Annotated in this window: 16 protein-coding genes and 1 tRNA gene; 10 read left to right on the top strand and 7 right to left on the bottom strand. The window is 49.6% G+C overall.

Annotated features, from left to right (window positions below):
* Positions 1-354: 354 nt before the first annotated feature.
* Positions 355-1,203 carry a mechanosensitive ion channel family protein gene (locus P8H26_RS15415; protein ID WP_289634058.1) on the top strand — a complete coding sequence of 283 codons (849 nt, stop codon included), beginning with the start codon at positions 355-357 and terminating at the stop codon, positions 1,201-1,203.
* Positions 1,204-1,380: 177 nt separating this feature from the next.
* A complete protein-coding gene (locus P8H26_RS15410) occupies positions 1,381-1,818 on the top strand; it encodes a PACE efflux transporter (RefSeq protein WP_289634057.1) in 438 nt (145 codons plus the stop codon).
* A 22-nt stretch (positions 1,819-1,840) separates the two neighbouring features.
* Here P8H26_RS15410 and P8H26_RS15405 read toward each other — a convergent pair whose 3' ends face one another.
* The 5 genes from P8H26_RS15405 to P8H26_RS15385 form a co-directional block, all read right to left on the bottom strand.
* Positions 1,841-2,287, bottom strand: a complete 447-nt coding sequence (locus P8H26_RS15405) for a pyridoxamine 5'-phosphate oxidase family protein (protein ID WP_289634056.1) — start codon at positions 2,285-2,287, stop codon at positions 1,841-1,843.
* A gap of 106 nt (positions 2,288-2,393) precedes the next feature.
* Positions 2,394-2,786: a GFA family protein gene (locus P8H26_RS15400; RefSeq protein WP_289634055.1), complete on the bottom strand. Its 393-nt coding sequence runs from the start codon at positions 2,784-2,786 to the stop codon at positions 2,394-2,396.
* 232 nt (positions 2,787-3,018) lie between these two features.
* Positions 3,019-4,305 (bottom strand): HdeD family acid-resistance protein, encoded by a 1,287-nt coding sequence (locus P8H26_RS15395; RefSeq protein WP_289634054.1) that lies wholly within the window; start codon positions 4,303-4,305, stop codon positions 3,019-3,021.
* 197 nt (positions 4,306-4,502) lie between these two features.
* Positions 4,503-4,588, bottom strand: a tRNA-Leu gene (locus P8H26_RS15390).
* Positions 4,589-4,865: 277 nt separating this feature from the next.
* On the bottom strand, positions 4,866-5,567 hold the full coding sequence (locus P8H26_RS15385; protein ID WP_289634053.1) for an SDR family oxidoreductase: 702 nt from the start codon (positions 5,565-5,567) through the stop codon (positions 4,866-4,868).
* Positions 5,568-5,885: 318 nt separating this feature from the next.
* Here P8H26_RS15385 and ade point away from each other — a divergent pair, with 318 nt between their 5' ends.
* The 6 genes from ade (at position 5,886) to P8H26_RS15355 (ending at position 13,733) form a co-directional block, all read left to right on the top strand.
* Positions 5,886-7,625: an adenine deaminase gene (ade, locus tag P8H26_RS15380; RefSeq protein ID WP_289634064.1), complete on the top strand. Its 1,740-nt coding sequence runs from the start codon at positions 5,886-5,888 to the stop codon at positions 7,623-7,625.
* Positions 7,622-8,878, top strand: a complete 1,257-nt coding sequence (ilvA, locus tag P8H26_RS15375; RefSeq protein WP_289634052.1) for a threonine ammonia-lyase IlvA — start codon at positions 7,622-7,624, stop codon at positions 8,876-8,878. Before ade ends, ilvA begins: the two co-directional genes overlap by 4 nt.
* A 406-nt stretch (positions 8,879-9,284) precedes the next feature.
* A complete protein-coding gene (locus P8H26_RS15370) occupies positions 9,285-10,808 on the top strand; it encodes a DEAD/DEAH box helicase (RefSeq protein ID WP_289634063.1) in 1,524 nt (507 codons plus the stop codon).
* A 288-nt stretch (positions 10,809-11,096) separates the two neighbouring features.
* Complete coding sequence (locus tag P8H26_RS15365; protein WP_289634051.1) at positions 11,097-12,140, top strand: cysteine synthase A; 1,044 nt, start codon at positions 11,097-11,099, stop codon at positions 12,138-12,140.
* Between the two features lie 227 nt (positions 12,141-12,367).
* Positions 12,368-13,114, top strand: coding sequence for an alanyl-tRNA editing protein (locus tag P8H26_RS15360; protein ID WP_289634061.1), 747 nt, complete (start codon positions 12,368-12,370; stop codon positions 13,112-13,114).
* A gap of 64 nt (positions 13,115-13,178) precedes the next feature.
* Positions 13,179-13,733 carry an N-acetyltransferase gene (locus P8H26_RS15355; protein WP_289634050.1) on the top strand — a complete coding sequence of 185 codons (555 nt, stop codon included), beginning with the start codon at positions 13,179-13,181 and terminating at the stop codon, positions 13,731-13,733.
* A 117-nt stretch (positions 13,734-13,850) separates the two neighbouring features.
* On the opposite strand, the gene P8H26_RS15350 is transcribed toward P8H26_RS15355, so the two are convergent.
* A complete protein-coding gene (locus P8H26_RS15350; protein ID WP_289634049.1) occupies positions 13,851-14,660 on the bottom strand; it encodes a GGDEF domain-containing protein in 810 nt (269 codons plus the stop codon).
* 213 nt (positions 14,661-14,873) lie between these two features.
* Positions 14,874-15,266: an MAPEG family protein gene (locus tag P8H26_RS15345; protein WP_289634048.1), complete on the bottom strand. Its 393-nt coding sequence runs from the start codon at positions 15,264-15,266 to the stop codon at positions 14,874-14,876.
* 632 nt (positions 15,267-15,898) lie between these two features.
* On the opposite strand from P8H26_RS15345, the gene P8H26_RS15340 reads away from it, so the two are divergent.
* Together P8H26_RS15340 and P8H26_RS15335 are read left to right on the top strand one after the other, a co-directional pair.
* Positions 15,899-17,104, top strand: a complete 1,206-nt coding sequence (locus tag P8H26_RS15340) for a septal ring lytic transglycosylase RlpA family protein (protein ID WP_374708312.1) — start codon at positions 15,899-15,901, stop codon at positions 17,102-17,104.
* Between the two features lie 142 nt (positions 17,105-17,246).
* Entirely contained in the window at positions 17,247-18,485 is a 1,239-nt protein-coding gene (locus P8H26_RS15335; RefSeq protein WP_289634047.1) for a D-alanyl-D-alanine carboxypeptidase family protein, read from the top strand.
* Positions 18,486-18,564 lie beyond the last annotated feature (79 nt).

Genomic DNA, 18,564 nt, shown 5'->3' with positions numbered 1-18,564 from the left:
AGCCCTTTGTTGTTAATGCTAATTAGCTCTACGGGCGAGACTCTATTTAAAATCTAATTATTTGATTTGTCGCTTGTCTCTTACACCGCTCAGCTGGGTGTATCTATACCCCTTATAATTTACCTGAAAAGCTTCAGGGACACTCTGTTTTCGGTTACGTTTTTTTTGATTTCAATACCCGCATCTGTTTTTCGCTCTGCCACGTGGATGCAGGTGAGGATGGTTGATCAACACTGAAGATCCGGTTCCTTGAGTTCCGGAAAGGCTTGTCATCGCTGTCTGATGCATTAGTTTGGTTTTTGAAAATACGATTTAACAATTTTTATAAACACTAAAACAAATTGAAGTTGGAATATGCAGGAACAAACAGCTGAGTTTATTCAAAATACCAATGCCCTCGCTCTTCAGATTTCCGATCTTGTTATAAGTTATTCGCTGTCGACTATCGGCGCGCTGATCATTTTATGCGTAGGCTGGATCATTGCCGGAATCTTGCAAAAATGGACACGGCAATCTCTTTCCAAGCTAAAGGGCTTTGACCAGACCCTGATCGGGTTTTTAAGTGCAACAGTGCGTTATGGCATTTTGATTGTTGTGCTGGTTATGGTGCTTGGCCAATTTGGCATTCAGACAGCATCAATATTAGCCGCATTAGGCGCTGTTGGTCTGGCGATTGGTCTCGCGCTGCAAGGTACGCTACAAAACATTGCTGCCGGTATTATGCTGCTGGTTCTGCGCCCGTTTAAAGTTGGTGAATATATCAATGCGGGCGCAATCGCTGGTACCGTGCAGGAAATCGGCTTGTTTGCGACAGAGCTGAAGACCTATGATGGGCTTTTCGTGATGGCGCCGAATTCGATCCTATGGAATACGCCCGTCACTAACTATACCCGCCTTAAAGTTCGTATGCATGATTTTAAGGTCGGTATTGGTTATGAAGATGATGTCCAGAAGGCATTCAGCATCTTAAAGTCCATTATCGCGGATCAGAAGGGCGTCGTGAAAGTACCTGAGCCTGTCTATTTCGTTTCGCAACTGGCAGACAGCTCTGTTGTCATCAGCTGTCGTTACTGGATTGAATCTGCCAGTTATTTCAGTGTCAGCAACACCACAACAGAACGTGCTAAATCTGCATTCAGTGATGCGGGTATTAATATACCTTATCCGCAGGTGACGTATCACCGCTCTGAAAGTGCCAGCTAGAGCGGTTATAAGCTTACTCTAAAATGTGATCGCTCCGATGTTGACTTATGGGGTGGTCACACTTATTTCTGCACTTCGCAGATGGAAAACCGCGATCTGCATTATTTCCCCTTTTATATATTAGTGCCGGGGCGTGCCGGCTCTTTACAGTTAGATTTGCTAGCTCAGGAGCTGACAATGTTCGTTCTGCAACCGCTTAAGCGGCGTATCCTCTATGTCGCGACTTTTGAAGTTATTGCCATTGTAATGTCCACGATACTGCTCATGTTTCTGAGCGGTGGCGATGCGCAAGGCTCTTTACCGGTTGCCGTGCTGGTTTCTCTGATCGCTGTAACGTGGAATTACACTTACAATCTAATGTTTGAATCTTGGGAAGCGAAGCGTCATACATCCGGCCGTACCCTGATGGTGCGTATCATGCATGCTTTCGGGTTTGAATTCGGTTTGTTTGTAATTATCATTCCGATTTATATGGTGTGGTATAGCGTTGGCTTTTGGATGGCGTTTCAGATGGAAGCCGTGCTTTTGCTGTTCTTCCTCGTCTATACATTTGTTTTCACATATCTCTTCGACATGCTGTTCGAGTTGCCGCAAAATGTGGCCGCTCAAAGCTAAACGGGTGTCGCACTGCTATGCTTTATGGCTGCGCTTGATGGCCGGTCGTTTCGAGAACCGATATTCTGAAATACAGAGGTTCTAATGGCCGCTCTTCACCTCTCAGAATGGTTTTGACGTAAGCAGGCTCCCACCAGTTCGCAGCGGATGCCAATAGCTCGTGGGCCTCATAGTAAAGGCTGTCTTTGCTGAGGGATTTGGGTATTTCCTCATAGTGGCCGGAAATAACCAGACAACGCCAGTTGTTGGCGCCATGCACATCTGAAAAGCTCACGCACACATTGCGGTTTGCTCTCATGAGCTCCATTTTCTTGCCCTCAGAGGTCAATGAATAGAGATATCCGTTACTGTGAATAAATCTGAGCGGAACAACATATGGCTTGTCCTGAACCGAACATGCCAGATAGCCGATACCTACATGGCGTAGCATTTCATCAACTTCCGAACGGGGCATGTCATGTATTAACATAGTGACCTCCGTGAATATGCGGCATGTACCAATATAGCACGTTCGGGCTGTCCGGCCTCAGATATTTACATATAAAATCAGGCGAGGCGTGCTCAGACTGGCTTGTTCAATCCTCAAAACGACCCGTCGATTCACGGTTGTGTTCATATTTGTTTTGAAGCGGAAATGGCGGTAGCCATGCCTCACGACGGACTGTCCATAGCTCGTAAGTAGGAACGAACCGGTTTGGTTCATCCAGAGATCCCAGATTGATTTCAATTTCATCTGCGGAGTGTCCGAAGACCGGCGAGCCGCAAGCCGGACAAAAATGCCGTCCGGCATAGCTGTGGGTTTCACCACTGATTGTCACGGCATTCTGAGGGAATATTGCTGAGGCGTGGAAAAGTGCGCCATGATGTTTCCGGCAATCAAGGCAATGACAAATGCCTACCCTATATGGTTTTCCTGTTGCCTTAAATCGCACGCTGCCGCAAAGGCAACCACCTGTGAAACTGTCCATTTAAGAGCTCCCGGATACTCTGTGGGTTCAGTTTTTGACTTTATCGAAATCCAAAGGTGATGACCTGCCAGCAGATTATGCTTCCAGACAGGCCTTAGAGTTGCAATATAGCGAAATTATAAAAACTCAGGAAGATGCGGCTGCTGAAACCCATGACCGGCATACGGATTCTGGCATGACGCTGCCATGTCCCTTAGCTGTTCCATGCTGTTTTCACGTTGAACGGGGTCGCTTATTCGGCGCTTGTACGCAGAAACCGCTTAGGCAGCCAAAAGCCGGGCTTGGGGTCAACGATCGCACTCAATGCACGCGCATAGTCAAGCACAAGCCCCGGTGTCCACGCCATCGTTTCTGCACGTTTTCGCATCAGGCTTGCAGCCCAAAGCTCCGGATAAATAATGGCACGGAATGCTGAGAATACCGGCCAGCGTTTATGACGATAAACACCTTCCAGTGCGGCATCCAGCGCATCAGCCACTGCGCTTGAGCAGTTGCGGTTCGTCAAATTATAGGTGTTATCGGCTTTATAGGTGTTCCAGAAAGCATGTAGCTTGTCTTCATCAATGTTTTTGATGGTGACCTGTACGGTGGAGTCGCACCAGTCTTCGGCTTCGAATTTATAATTAGGGAGAAATCGTCCCTGAATATTATTATCAGCGGTTGCACGCAGCGTACGGCTGAACTCATTGGGTGAGCGATCAATTTCAACAGCAGGGTAGTGGCTGATATATATATCGGGTTTGAGTTCCAGCGCGGCATGGCCGGTTGAAATGACACCATTTGCATCAATTGCAGCAATATAGCGACTGATGGCGCGCTGACGTAGCGGCGTCATGGCGGTGCCTGTGGGTGTCCATACATGAACGATCAATTCGCCACGCTTTTTTGGGTTTTCATTGTCTTTATGCGTGGTGATCGCTGACAGAAAATTACTCCGGCCGAAAAGGCGCGAAATGGGAGCGCCTGCTTCAAGCTTATGAATGCGCAGCGCGATGTGGATGATGCCCAGACTGGTCAGAACGATCACCGCGCCGACATTTGCAGCGACGGTGCCTGCATACCATGTCGGCCAGGGTTGCAGCGTTGCAACCGCCAGTAACAATTCGAAAATACCGCCAGCCATGCCGACTTTCCAGCGCGGATAGCGAACCACCCAGGCACTGGCTATGCGCATGCCACCGTCCACGAGGAAGCAAAGACCAAAAACGAGAGCGAGGAAAAAATTACTGGCTGCACTGGAGGTGAAAATGAGCAGGGCGACCGCGAATAGAGCAACACCTTGCACAATTCGCATTCGTCTGGCTGTACCTTCACTGCCTGCGGCTGCAAGCAGGCTGACTAAAGCTTCGGGCAGAAGGAAATAGCCGAAAGCATGCGGATGTATCAGGGTTTTACCGTCCAGAGCATCGACAAAAATTGCTATGCCGACAAGAAACCAAAGAATGCCGATGACAAAAAGTGTTTTCCAATGTCTCTGGATGATTTCACGACCCAGAAAAAGAAACAAAATACGTATCATACGGCGATCTCATTTTTTGAATTTGTAATTATAATCCATCACAGATGAAGTATTTTGCATATAGCAATAACTATTTACAATTCTATTTATTTAATGAGGTCGTGAATAATTAAATAAGCGCTACGCAAACGGGATATACTGTTTCAATATCCGGCTTTGTCACAGCTGAAGGTCAGTGTATTGAACTGATGAATAGGTGGTGCGGACGGCGGGACTTGAACCCGCAAGCTCTAAGAGCGGCAGATTTTAAGTCTGCTGAGTTTACCGATTTCTCCACGTCCGCAGAGCAAGATGTACTATGCATCTAATTCTTTTGCGCTTGTCTCTAAACGGAAAAGCGGTATCCACTTTTCCTCGACATGCGTAATCTTTTGATCTGTGATTTGGCTGCGGAAGTCAAGGCGCAGTTTGTGCGTTCAGCGAAAAAATAGCTGAAAAATTACTATCAAATCGGCATTCTGTAAAAATCAATATTGATTGAAATCAGTAATTTAGCACGTTAGTTAAATGACTACCAACCGGCTTTACCGGTTGGTAGTCACTATGAGTGCGTCTTAAAATCAGACGGAACGGGTGATGCCACCGTCAACGCGGATATTCTGGCCGGTAATATAACCTGCGCCATCTGAAGCCAGAAACGCGATGGTTTCTGCGATTTCTTTCTCAGTGCCGTAACGCTGCATCGGAATGCGGTCTTTGAATTCCTGCTTTTCCGGCAGGCTGTCGATAAAGCCCGGCAGAATATTATTCATACGAATATTGTCAGCAGCATATTTGTCTGCAAACAACTTGGTGTAGGAGGCGAGGCCAGCGCGGAATACGCTGGATACAGGGAAGGCCGGATCCGGTTCAAAGGCTGCAAAAGTCGAGATATTGATGATCGAGCCGCTTTTCTGCGACTGCATAATCGGCGCCACAAGACGCACTGCGCGCACCACATTCATGAGATAAACATCCATGCCACGATGCCAATCCTCATCAGAAAAATCCAGCAGGCTTCCGCGCGGGCCGTGACCGGCACTATTGACTAGTACATCAATGCGGCCCCATTTCTGATGTGCACTGTCGATAAGCTTTTTCAGATCATCATTGGACTGGTTGCTGCCGGTTACGCCAATACCGTCATAGGTGCTGGCCAGTGCTTCACCTTTGCCTGATGAAGACAAAACCGCAATCTTGTAGCCGTTGTCTGCCAGCTTGCGTGCTGCAGCTGCGCCCATGCCTGAACCACCGGCTGTAATGATTGCTACTTTTTCGACCATATTGTTCCGCTCCCGATTTGAATTATCCAGAAGCTGCCACAAATATGCTTTTGCTGTAAAGTATTATATAGTCACTGTTATAATAATTATTGCATGCTGATAAAGCCGCGGCTTTGCTGTGTAATCTCGTGAGATAATTGCATAAAACAACAAAACAAACTGGTAATTTACAGTCAAACTTGGCAAAACTGGTTTTTGCCTGCGCCGGATATATCCGGTCATGTCATGGAGGCCGCCTTGTCATCATCTGACCTTAAAAAATCAAAAACTGAAATCAAATCATGGGCTGCATCTGCGCCTGTTCTGGTTGATGTCGCTATGGGGCGTAAACCGGCCGATCTGGTGGTGCGCAACGGCCGGCTGGTCAGTGTTTATTCCGGTGAGATTGTGGCCGGTATTGATATTGCGATCGTAGAAGGCCGCTTTGCCTATGTCGGGCACAATGCAACGCATTGTATCGGCGCGACCACCAAGGTGGTGGATGCGGAAGGGCGCTATCTGGTGCCCGGCCTGTGTGATGCGCATATGCATGTTGAAAGCGGCATGGTGACAGTTACCGAATTTACCCGTGCTGTTGTTCCGCATGGCACCACTTCCATGTTTATTGATCCGCATGAAATCGCCAATGTGTTAGGGCTTGAAGGCGTGCGGCTGATGCATGATGAGGCAATGGCCATGCCGGTCAATGTCTATGTGCAGATGCCGAGCTGCGTGCCTTCTGCACCCGGTTTGGAAAATGGCGGCGCGGAAATCGGTGCGGCAGAAGTGCTGGAAGCCATGAGCTGGCCGAATATTGTCGGCCTTGGCGAAGTGATGAATTTCCCAGGCGTTGCCAATAATGACCCGATCATGCGCGGCGTGATTGATGCAACGATGAATGCGGGTAAGACTGTTGGCGGGCATTATGCATCACCTGATCTTGGTCGTGCTTTCCACGGCTATGTGGCCGGTGGCCCTGAAGATGACCACGAAGGTACGCGTGCAGAAGATGCGATTGCCCGCGTGCGCCAAGGTATGCGTGCTATGCTGCGTCTGGGCTCAGCATGGTTTGATGTGGCGTCACAGGTCAAGGCGATTACCGAGCAGGGGCTGGATTCCCGTAATTTCGTGCTCTGCACCGATGATAGCCATTCCGGCACTTTGGTGCATGAAGGGCATATGGATCGCGTTGTGCGCCATGCAATTGCGCAAGGTTTGAAACCTGTCACTGCGATCCAGATGGCGACTATCAATACTGCTCAGCATTTCCGGCTGGAGCGTGAAATTGGCTCTATTACACCGGGTCGTCGTGCAGATTTCCTGATTGTATCTGACTTATCTGCACTGACGATTGAGCGTGTTTACGGACGCGGCGTATTGCTGGCTGAGCAGGGTAAACTGGTTGCAGATATCGCGCCTTATGAATATCCGGCGAATGCTAAGAATACGGTAAAGCTTGGTCGTAAGTTCTCCGCACAAGACTTTGATATTAAACCGCCAAAACCAACAAAAAATGTAACGGCACGCGTTATCGGTGTGATCGAAAATCAGGCGCCGACACGTGCCCTTGAAGCCGAGCTTGTCGTGAGCGACGGTATTGTACAGATGGATCGTCGTAATGATGTCTGCCAGATTGCTCTGGTGGAGCGCCACCGCGGTTCAGGAACGATCACCAATGCTTTCGTGTCCGGTTTTGGCTATACGCTGGATTGCGCTCTGGCCTCGACTGTTGCCCATGACAGTCATCATATTATTGCCGTCGGCACCAATAAGGATGACATGGCGAAAGCCGTTAATCGTCTGGGCGAAATTGGCGGCGGCGTGGTGCTTTATTCCAAGGGCAGGGAACTGGCTTGCGTGGAAATGCCGATTGCCGGTCTGATGTCTGACGAGCGTGCCGAGATTGTTGCGGCCAAAGCTGACAAGCTGGTCAAAGCAATGGCGGCGATGGGCTGTACACTGAATAATGCCTATATGCAGCATTCGCTGCTGGCGCTTGTGGTGATACCGGAACTGCGTATTTCCGATATCGGACTGATAGATGTGCGTACATTCGAGAAAGTTGATTTGTTCCTATGAGTGATTTTATAAAATCCGTTGCACAGGCCACGCAGCAGATGCGTGCCTTGTTCGGTGAAACACCGTTGCAGCGCAATGATTATCTGTCGCGTAAATATGGTGCTGATATCTGGTTAAAGCGTGAAGACCTGACGCCGGTTCGATCCTATAAAATCCGTGGTGCATTCAACTTCATTTCCGCAGCGATTAAAAAAGCGGATGAAAAGACTGTTTTCGTCTGCGCCTCTGCGGGCAATCATGCGCAGGGCTTTGCCTATGTGTGTCGCCATTTCGGCCGCAAAGGCGTGGTTTTTATGCCGGTGACAACACCACAGCAGAAAATCGACAAGACACGCGCTTTTGGCGCTGAGTTTATTGAAATTCGTCTCGTGGGCGATATTTTTGACCAGTGTTACGCTGCGTCTCAGGACTATGCTAAGCTTGAGGGCGGGTTGATGGTGCCGCCTTTCGATGCGATGGGTATTATTACCGGTCAGGCATCGGTTGCGCAGGAAATTGCAGAGCAATTGCCGGAAGGTAAAGTGCCGGATCTGATGATGCTGCCGGTTGGCGGCGGCGGTCTTTCTGCCGGTGTTACGCTTTATGTGAAAGCACTGGGCTGGCCGACAGAGTTTCGTTTTGTTGAGCCGCAAGGCGCACCGAGCCTCAAACTCAGCCTTGAAGCAGGTAAACGCATCAAACTGCAGACCGTTGATAATTTCGTTGATGGCGCGGCGGTTGGCGAGCTGGGTGCAGAGAATTTCAAGGTTCTCAAAGCCTATCCGGCATCATCCGTTATCAATGTGCCGGAAAACCGGCTTTGCGGTACAATGACGGAAATGCTCAACATTGAGGGCGTTGTGCTGGAGCCTGCCGGTGCACTGGCGATTGATGCGCTCAAGGATTTCAAAAAGAGCGAACTCAAGGGCAAAACCATTGTTCTTGTGGTGTCCGGCGGCAATTTTGATTTTGAGCGTCTGCCGGATGTGAAAGAGCGCGCGCTGCGATATGAGGGTTTGAAGAAATATTTTGTCTTCCGCTTCCCGCAGCGCCCGGGTGCTTTGCGTATGTTCCTCGATTTGCTGGGGCCGGAGGATGACATTGCGCGTTTCGAATATCTGAAGAAATCTGCCCGCAATTTCGGTTCTGTGCTGATTGGTATTGAAACGAAAGATGCCAAAAACTTTGCGGTTCTGGAGAAGAAGTTCAAAGAAGCGGGTTGGTCCTATCAGGATATTACCGACAATCAGGTTCTGGCTGATTTTATTATCTGACGAAGACTTAAAACAGTGCCCTATGCGTTTTAGCATAGGGCACTGTTGTTTATTTCATTTGCTTTTTGAAACGAAAGCGCCCATATGCAGCTCAGGCGCTTGGGTCTGATGCGAGATTTTGCATTAGGGCTTTCCATGCTGGACTTCGTTGCGTCTTAAATTTTCTCTTTCAGTTTTAACGGCTGAGAGTGAAATCATCCGGACATTCTGTGCCGGATACGGCAGCGCAAGTCGCGTGAGAACATTTCTTGTTCCGGCGCTTCGTCGTTTGAAATTTGTTTCCTGATTACCAGCTTGCGCGTGGTGATCTGATGATGCGTATGATCGGTTCTCCCGCCGTCAACGCATGCCGAAAGATTATGTTTTGAAAAATCAAAATGAAAATGGCCTGTCCGTTGTTGCGGAAATGCAGGCACCTGCTGTTGATGTCGTAAAAAATGACGAAGCTTCCGGTTTCGCTGCTTTAGGTATCACCGGTATTTTGCTGAAAAATCTGGATGCGGCTGGCATGACATCGCCAAAGCCAATCCAGATGCAATCGCTGCCGGCGCAGTTGCAAGGTAAAGACATTCTGGGCATTGCTCAGACCGGCTCCGGCAAGACCGCAGCGTTTTCCCTGCCAATTCTGGAGCAAATTCTTGCTCTGGGTGATAAGCGTCTGCCTAAAACCTGCCGTGCGCTTATCCTCGCGCCAACCCGTGAACTTGCAGTGCAGATTGAAGAAACAATCCGCGTTCTTACCAAGGGTGCGCATCTCTCAACCGGTCTGGTTCTGGGTGGTGTTTCCCGCGCTTCTCAGGTGCGTAAGATGATGCCTGGTGTGGACATTCTGGTCGCAACGCCGGGTCGTCTGACTGATCTGGTGCGCGACAAGTGCATCGACCTGTCAGCCACGAAATGGCTGGTACTGGACGAAGCTGATCGCATGCTGGACATGGGCTTCATCAATGATGTGAAGCGTATTGCCAAGGCAACACGCGCTGACCGACAGACTGCTTTGTTCTCCGCGACGATGCCTAAGGAAATTGTATCACTGGCCGAAGGCCTGTTGCGCAGTCCTGTCCGTGTTGAAGTATCTCCGCAGGGTACAACTGCCGCTGAAATTACCCAGATCGTCTATACTGTTCCGACCAAGGATAAGAAAAAGGCACTTTCCAGCCTTTTGACCAATCCGAAGCTTGAAACTGTTATCGTTTTCACCCGTACCAAACATGGTGCGGATGCGGTGACCCGCAATCTGGAAAAAGACGGTTATTCCGTTGCTGCCATTCACGGAAACAAATCACAGAATGCTCGTCAGCGTGCGCTGAACGGCTTTAAAGATCGCTCGGTTCGCGTGCTGATTGCCACCGATATTGCCGCACGCGGTATTGATGTGCCGGGTATCAGCCATGTTATCAATTATGATCTGCCGGATGAGCCGGAAAGCTATGTGCACCGTATCGGCCGCACAGGCCGTAACGGCGCATCAGGTGCGGCGATTACGCTTTATGACGGCGGTACAGAACATGCGAAGCTCAAGGCTGTTGAGCGCGTTATCCGCAATAAGCTGACACAGAAAGAGCTGCCTGCGCAGTTTGGTCCGCTGCCGGAACGCACAGAAAAGCCAACCTTCGAGCATGAATGGCCGAAGCCAGATCCGCGCGCGGTTGGCAAGCGTAAAACCTCGCGTCCGTATAAGAGCATGGATAAAGCGCCGCAGCGTTCTGGTGGTTTTTCCGAAGTTCGTGAACTGAATGATGACGCACCAATGAAGCATGGTGAAGCAAAGCCTGCATCATCAGAGCGCGCCCGTTCAAACCGCAATCATTCCGGCCGTAGCAGCCAGAATGCAGGCCATAAACCTGGTCAGGCCAATACCGGTAAGCCTGCGAATAAGAAATCCTTCCACCGTAATAAAAAACGGGCAGGACAGGACTGGAATAGCTGATTTAGCAGCTTTCCTGATTTCTGCATGGTAATGAAATAAAAGCACCGCCGGATTAAGTTTCGGCGGTGTTTTTTATTGTTGGACTGCATATTGCCGGAAAACTTTACCTTGAATAAGCTGTTGCGCAACAATAGGTTCTGCTCAGGAATAGAGCATTTCACAGTCAAGTTGGATCAACTTGACGCCCGTGATAATGCGGCAAATTAAAGAATCTAGAGCGAGCACTGTGATCCAATCTGGACGTAACCCGCTCTAGAGTGTTCGGAACAGCGTAAGAGGACTATGGCTATGGTATTTTCTGGTGTTAAAAAATCGGTGATTGAAGCCATCGGCAACACACCGCTGATCCGTCTGAATAAGGCATCTGAAATCACCGGTTGCGAGATTTTAGGCAAAGCAGAATTCGCCAATCCGGGGCAATCGGTCAAAGATCGTGCGGCGCTCTATATTATCCGCGATGCGGAAAAACGCGGGCTTTTGCGCAAGGGCGGTGTGATTGTTGAAGGCACTGCGGGGAATACCGGCATCGGCCTGACAATGGTTGCCAAAGCGCTCGGCTATCGCACAGTCATCGTTATTCCTGAAACGCAAAGTCAGGAAAAGAAAGATGCCTTGAGGTTGCTGGGGGCGGAGCTGATTGAAGTTCCGGCTGTTCCTTATAAGAATCCGAATAATTATGTGCGCCTTTCCGGTCGTTTGGCCGAACAGCTGGCAAAAACAGAGCCGAATGGTGCAATCTGGGCAAACCAGTTTGATAATCAGGCGAACCGCCAGTCTCATGTTGAGACAACTGCTGCGGAAATCTGGCAGCAAACAGAAGGCAAGCTGGACGGTTTTATCTGCGCAGTCGGTTCCGGCGGCACTTTAGCAGGTGTGGCTGAAGGGCTGCACGGGTTCAGCAAGGATATCAAAATCGGACTGGCAGATCCTGAAGGCGCGGCGCTTTTCTCTTACTACACAAGCGGTGAGCTGAAGGCCGAGGGATCGTCGATTACCGAGGGTATCGGGCAGGGGCGCATCACCGGAAATCTGGAAGGTTTTAAGCCAGACTTCTCTTATCAGATCAGTGATGCCGAGGCTCTGAATATTGCTTTCGATCTGGTACTGGAAGAAGGTTTATGCCTTGGCGGCTCATCGGCCATCAATATCGCCGGTGCTATCCGCATGGCGAAGGACTTGGGCAAAGGCGCGCGGATCGTGACAATTCTGGCTGATTACGGCAATCGTTATCAGTCGAAAATGTATAATCCTGCTTTCCTTGAAGAGCGTGGTTTGCCGGTGCCGCAGTGGCTTCTCGAGCGTACAGATATTACTGTCCCTTATGAGGCATGAGAGATGTTTTAAATCCTCTATCTCTTTGTTGTTACCATAGTTTCAGGAAAACTGGTTCCACTTTTCCTGAAACTGCTTTAAACCTCTCACAAAAGACTTTTTCTTACAGCGGTTCCAGTCAAGGTTGAAACGTTGGAACCGCTGTAAGTATTTGTTTTGCGCATTATCCGACGCAAAACCGCTTCACACTATTGCTGGAAATGCTCTAAATCTTGCATGAGGGAATGATGACACAGAGTCTGGCAACAAATTCGCTTTTTCGTGATAATGCTTATCTGAAAGCCACACCGGCCAAGGTCGTCGGCCTGACAGATGAGGGTGGCATTATTCTTGACCAGACTGTGTTCTATGCCACTTCCGGCGGGCAGCCCGGCGATAATGGTGTGCTGCGCCGTGCCGATGGCAGCGAAATTCAAATCACCACGACCATCAATGGCACGACGAAGAATGATTTCATTCATGTGCCTGCAGAAGGTGAAAGCCTGCCGCAGATCGGCGAAGAGTTGATTGCCGAGATTGATTGGGATCGTCGTTTCAAGCTGATGCAAATGCATACAGCCTGCCATTTGCTTTCCGTTGTCTGTCCGTTCCCGATTACCGGCGCTTCTGTCAATGTTGATGACAGCCGCGTGGATTTTGATTTGCCGGATGCTGAGTTTTCCAAGGAAACCGTCACAGTAAAACTCATGGAGCTGGTCAATGCTGCGTTGCCGGTGACAGCGCAGTGGATCAGCGATGAAGAACTGGCAGCCAATCCTGATATTGTCAAATCAAAGAATGTGCGCCCGCCAGTCGGACAAGGGCGTATTTGCCTTGTGGTCATCGGTGAAAATGGTTCGGTGGATTCTCAGCCTTGTGGCGGTACTCATGTGGCCAATACATCCGAAATCGGTGAAATCCATATCGGTAAAATCGAGAAAAAGGGTAAGGAAAACCGCCGTTACCGTATCCGCTTTGGCAAAGCTCCGGCATAATATCGCTGTTTTTTCCTGATAGGAACGAAACAGCAGCAGATTTCTAGCAAAAGAAGTATCCACTATGACGAATGACGAGATTGGCCAGAGCGATACAGCAATCACCGGAGAAGTGACTGTTAATGTAACGCGGTTAGAAATGGCCTCTCCGTCAACCGTTGCGGTTCCTTTGCCTTCCGGTATCAGACTGGCGATTATGCTGGCTGAAAATATGCCGGTGCATCTTTACCGCTATCTCTATGAGGTGATCGGTAAGCCGCATCATTGGATGCTGCGCCGTATGCAGAGCGACGACAAGGTGGCATCGGTTTTGCAGGCGGAAGAAACCCGAATTTTGCTGCTCTACGTTGATGGTTGCCCTGCGGGTTTCGCCGAGATGCGCCTTAACCTGCCGGAAAGTGTTGATCTTCTGTATTTTGGTCTGGTGCCTGATTATCAGGGGCGCGGGCTGGCAAAGTTTTTCTTTGCGGAGGTGCTTGCCGCCGCATGGTCGCAGAGTCCGCAAAAGCTGAAACTTGAGACCAATACGCTCGACAGCCCACGCGCGTTGCAACTCTATCAGAGAATGGGCTTTTCGCCGGTATCAACTGCAGAAGATATTATCACGCTCTGGGAGTAGAGCGGCGATTAGAGCATTTCACAGTCAAGTTGGATCAACTTGACACCCGTGATAATGCGCCCAAATAAAGAATCAAGAGCGAGCGTTATGGTCTAATTCGGACGTAGACCGCTCTGGTCAGTAGGTGCGGCGGTCTGAGCTTTCCTCATCATCTGCCTGAACCAGATGAAGTTTCTGCATTTCTGTTTCAGCAAGATCTGCTTTTTCAAACACGATGCAGTTGCGACCCAGATTTTTGGCCTCATAAAGACAATGATCAGCACGGCTGAAAATCTGCGAATTGCTGTCGCTTTTATGGGCAAGAGCCCCGCCGGTGCTGACAGTGAGCGGCTCTACCTGTTTTTGAGAAATGTAGAACGGCGTATTTTCGATTTCTACACGAATGCGCTCGCCGACGCTCATCGCCGCTGCACGGCTGGCATTGGGCAGATAGACACAAAACTCTTCCCCGCCGACGCGCCCGACCAGATCACCTTTGCGGGTAACATTTTGCAAAGCGAAGGCGATCAGCTTCAGCGCACGGTCACCAACAGCATGGCCATGTTTGTCATTAATGTTTTTAAAGTGGTCCGCATCAATCAGCAGCAATGCACCGGTATCCAGACGGGAGCGGACATTCCGCATCATCTCGAAAAATGCTTCACGGTTATAAAGGCCGGTCATATAGTCGATTTTTGAACGCGCCTGTAATTCCTGATGGGCTTTTTCCAGATCTGTGAATGCTCTGGAAAGCTGCGCATTACGGTGAAAGACGACCGTCATCGCCGGAAAAGCGGTGATCAAAGGCAAAATCAGGCTGATGCTGATGCTGATGCTGATGATACCAGCAGGCTCGCCGCGGATAACGCCAATAATCATGCTGATTGCAACACACAGCAGCGCAGCGGCGGCAGAAACAATAAAGGCTTTTATAAGAGCTGATTTCATAGTCTGTTCAAATATCCCTGAGCGCATGCTTTAATCTGAATATTCTTCAGTTAATGACTGGAAATTTCTGAGCACTAATACAATTGACGACCCAATATTATCCTCCACATAGATCAATATTGACCCCAAGCCTATTAAAAACAGGAATTGGCGTAAATTCTTTATAAATAAGAATTTATTGTTTTAGTGTTATGTAATTTAATGTTGTTTGCGTTAGCCCAGCAATGCCAGAAGGATCAGAACAAGGCCTGCGGTGGATACTGCCCAGATTAGGCTTCTGATATAGGGAATACCAAAGGCATAAGCGGGAATATACAGCACGCGTCCGGCTGTATAGAGCCATGCGCCTGCATAGGTCAGAGTGCCTAAACGACCGCTGACGTGGGCAATGAGAATTGCGGCAAGAAACAAGGGCAGGGTTTCATACAGATTGCGTTGCGCACGCTGCAATCGTGCGGTGATAACCCCGACAGGAGGTCCCGCCTCGTCGCGTGGTCCGGCATTATAATCCAGACCTGTTTCACGGTTGCGGAACATTGCAGGCAATAAAATCTGAATAATTGCTACAACCAGCATCCAGACAGCGAGGGTCAGTTCTGTACTCAAGGCTTATCTTCCGTTTATCTGGTTGAAATTGATTGACTGTCAAACTCTGCCACGGGACTAAGAATTACAGAATGTGCAAAATCTGAATTTCATAATCCCCAGTGAAATGCAATCTTGGTTAACGTCAAATTGGTTCTGATAAAGTTTTAAAAGCTGCGGATGATCTGCTGTTACAAACTGTGTTTTGTTCGCTTACGCTGCAGTGGTTAGCTTGTTGTTCTGCAACGAGAAATTTCAACGGATTCTCCTGATCATTCTATTGTAAGGTGAATAAATCACCGTTTGCCGGATGTGTATGTGTGGCTCACAGTCAGGATATGTAGGCGCAAATTTGGCAGGGCAAGACTTCAGATGCAGCTCTGCATGTCTTTTCATTAAGATTCTATCAATTAATTCTTGCGAACAGTCTCAAAATAATGTGCATTTTCGACCTGAGTAAAGGTTTTGAAACTGTTTCATTCTACAAGTTTCAGACTGGCGGGATTTACCTGACAAATATGTCAGGGGAAAAGGCCGGTTTTGTTGCAGACTGATCGTTGTTGTTTGTGATGGGTTTGAGTAGCGTAATGAAGTCACTTCAGAAGCAGCCACAAGGGTCTGTTACAATTAACAAAAGCGTTAGCGGGGGCTGGATGCTGCACTCTTCTCGGGTGAAAAGAATTTTTTATCTCGGTATGGTTGGTTTGCTGGCTACGGCCTGCGCATCGCCACAGCCGGAAGTGAAAAAGAAAAAGCGCTCCAAAGAGTATTTTGCGGAATCCGTTTATGGCGTTAAAGCCAGCCCGCGTGTGGCAAACGGCGAGAAAATTCCGCGCGGCGGCGGCCGTAATCAGGTTGGTAAGCCTTATAAAGTCAAAGACAAGTGGTATAAGCCGAAGGAAGACCCGAACTATGTGAAGGTCGGCCGCGCATCCTGGTATGGTTCGGCTTTTCATGGTCGCCTGACCGCCAATGGCGAAGTCTATGACATGACGCATCTTACCGCAGCGCATCCGACGATGCCGCTGCCGAGCTATGCCCGTGTGACCAATATGGCCAATGGCAGTTCTGTGATCGTGCGTGTGAATGACCGTGGTCCTTATTCCAACGACCGCGTGATCGATATGTCCGAAAAAGCGGCTGAAATGCTGGATTACAAGCATCACGGTACCGCGAATGTTAAAGTGGAATATGTTGGCCGTGCACCGCTGCATGGTCAGGATGATGCCTATTTGCTGGCATCCTACCGTGAAGGTGGCGATGCAATCGGGCAGCCTGCGACCGGTGTGATGATGGCGATGAACGGCCCGACACCAACCTCTGCACCAAATCGTGCGGAACAGGGTAATGCCAGCGCTTTTGATCAGATCTCAGCACAGCCGCAGCTGCCTTTCGGCTATGCTGATGGCGCGAATGGCGCAATGCCGGTGTTGCCTTCGGTCATTCCGGTGCCGTTGGATAAGCCATATGGTCTCTACGCTGCCGCGCAGAATGACATTCTGGTCAGCGCCTATGCAGGCAACCGGATTGCGCAGGCCAATGAAGCTGTTTACTCTAAAGTGCTGATGCCGGATGCCGCCTCTGCTGAATGGCGCAATGCGCAGGCAGAGAAATTTCTGCAGAATGGCGCCGAGCAGGGTGAATTTGTTGATCTTGGCACGTTCACGAGCAAAGCCGAGGCTGATCGCATCGCCTCTGCTCTTGGAAAGCTGGGCACTGTCAGCCGCAGCATGACCCCGCAGGCACAAAGCGATTTGTATAGCCTGACTGCGAAATCGCGTAACGGTAATAATGATGCCTTGTTGCAGGCAGCATGGGCTGCCGGTGCGGAAGATGCCTTCGTGGTGCGTGCCGAGTAGTCTGTTGGGTTCGTCCCGCAAAGATTAATAGTCGTTCAAACGTCCGGCATAGCCGGACGTTTTTATTTTAGCTTCATTGATCGTCAATGATCGTGTCTTATTTTGAGTCTCTTATAGACTTGAACAATGACCGGAGAACAAGGTGGCTTGGTATCAAAGCACATATGACAAGACAAAACCTGTGAAAGAGGTGCGTTTTGCCGCTGTGCTGACTCTCACGCAGATTATACTCTTTAGCGGGAGTTCCTGCCTGATATCGACGGCGAATGCCGCCGAACCGCCCTTTGCCGTTAAGTCAGAACAGATTTTGCTGCTCGATGCGGATACCGGCAGCATATTGTTTTCTCGCAAGGCTGATGTTGCGTTTCCGCCTGCATCGCTGGCTAAGCTGATGACTGCTGAGGTTGCCTTCAATGCGCTGGCGAGCGGTACAATCCAGCCGGAAACCAGTTTTACTGTCAGCGAGCATGCATGGCGTACAGGTGGTGCACCGTCGGGCACTGCGACTATGTTTGCCAAGATTAAATCGCAACTCACTGTCAATGACCTCATACAGGCTATCACTGTACAATCGGCTAATGATGGTGCGATTGTTCTGGCGGAGGGCATGAGCGGCAGCGAACAAGGTTTTGCGCTCCTGATGAACGAAAGAGCGCAGGCGCTGGGGTTGAAAGGCTCTGTTTTTTCAAATCCGACCGGCTTGCCGCAAGAGGGCGCCATACAAAAAGTGACACTCAGCGATATGCTGAAGCTGGCGCAGCACCTGCACAAAACCTATCCGCAATATTATCCGCTTTACGCTCAGGAGAGTTTTACGTGGAATAATATTATGCAGCGTAACCGCAATCCGTTATTGCGTCTGAATATCGGTGCAGACGGACTGGCGATGGGCGGCACTAAAGATTCCGGTTTTTCTTTCGTCGCCTCTGCGGAACAAAACGGACGGCGGATTTATTTGGGGCTGAACGGCGCAAAAACCATTCAGGACAGAACAGAAGATGCTGAAAAGCTGATCCGCTGGGCGATGAGTGATTTTGTTAAATTGCCGGTTTTCAATGAGAATTCAGAAGTGGCGCAGGGCTCTTTGTATGGTGGCACGCAAGGATCGGTGGGGCTTATTGTCCATGATGCGGTTTCAGTGCTGGTGCCTGTTCAGGATAAGAGCAAGCTGCGTTCGCAGGTAATTTATCGGGGACCGGTGGCGGCACCTGTGGCAAAGGGGCAGGAGATCGGACGCTTGCAGGTATTGCGTGATAAGGAAGTGCTGGTCGAGCGCCCTGTTTATGCCGTGCAGGATGTGGCTGAGGGCTCGCTGCGCAATAAATCACTCGATGCACTTTATGAACTGGCAACTGGCTGGATACGGCGCTTGCTGAAATAAGGCCGCTACATTTCCTTTGCGGTTTTATTTGACAAAATCATACCCATCCTCAATAAGCTGTATGAAGTTAACGATGCGA

The organism is Pseudochrobactrum sp. sp1633 (assembly GCF_030376605.1).
GTDB lineage: Bacteria > Pseudomonadota > Alphaproteobacteria > Rhizobiales > Rhizobiaceae > Pseudochrobactrum.
Note: the sequence above shows the minus strand (reverse complement) of the source record. Positions and strands in the feature narration are given on the sequence as shown.

Bases quoted from the DNA above. Each gene is read 5' to 3' on its own strand.
- P8H26_RS15350 (WP_289634049.1), bottom strand. From the start codon at position 14,660: ATGAAATCAGCTCTTATAAAAGCCTTTATTGTTTCTGCCGCCGCTGCG.
- P8H26_RS15400 (WP_289634055.1), bottom strand. From the start codon at position 2,786: ATGGACAGTTTCACAGGTGGTTGCCTTTGCGGCAGCGTGCGATTTAAG.
- P8H26_RS15360 (WP_289634061.1), top strand. From the start codon at position 12,368: ATGACACAGAGTCTGGCAACAAATTCGCTTTTTCGTGATAATGCTTAT.
- P8H26_RS15385 (WP_289634053.1), bottom strand. From the start codon at position 5,567: ATGGTCGAAAAAGTAGCAATCATTACAGCCGGTGGTTCAGGCATGGGC.
- P8H26_RS15405 (WP_289634056.1), bottom strand. From the start codon at position 2,287: ATGTTAATACATGACATGCCCCGTTCGGAAGTTGATGAAATGCTACGC.
- P8H26_RS15415 (WP_289634058.1), top strand. From the start codon at position 355: ATGCAGGAACAAACAGCTGAGTTTATTCAAAATACCAATGCCCTCGCT.
- P8H26_RS15395 (WP_289634054.1), bottom strand. From the start codon at position 4,305: ATGATACGTATTTTGTTTCTTTTTCTGGGTCGTGAAATCATCCAGAGA.
- P8H26_RS15410 (WP_289634057.1), top strand. From the start codon at position 1,381: ATGTTCGTTCTGCAACCGCTTAAGCGGCGTATCCTCTATGTCGCGACT.
- ade (WP_289634064.1), top strand. From the start codon at position 5,886: ATGGGGCGTAAACCGGCCGATCTGGTGGTGCGCAACGGCCGGCTGGTC.
- P8H26_RS15340 (WP_374708312.1), top strand. From the start codon at position 15,899: ATGCTGCACTCTTCTCGGGTGAAAAGAATTTTTTATCTCGGTATGGTT.
- P8H26_RS15365 (WP_289634051.1), top strand. From the start codon at position 11,097: ATGGTATTTTCTGGTGTTAAAAAATCGGTGATTGAAGCCATCGGCAAC.
- P8H26_RS15355 (WP_289634050.1), top strand. From the start codon at position 13,179: ATGACGAATGACGAGATTGGCCAGAGCGATACAGCAATCACCGGAGAA.
- ilvA (WP_289634052.1), top strand. From the start codon at position 7,622: ATGAGTGATTTTATAAAATCCGTTGCACAGGCCACGCAGCAGATGCGT.
- P8H26_RS15370 (WP_289634063.1), top strand. From the start codon at position 9,285: ATGCAGGCACCTGCTGTTGATGTCGTAAAAAATGACGAAGCTTCCGGT.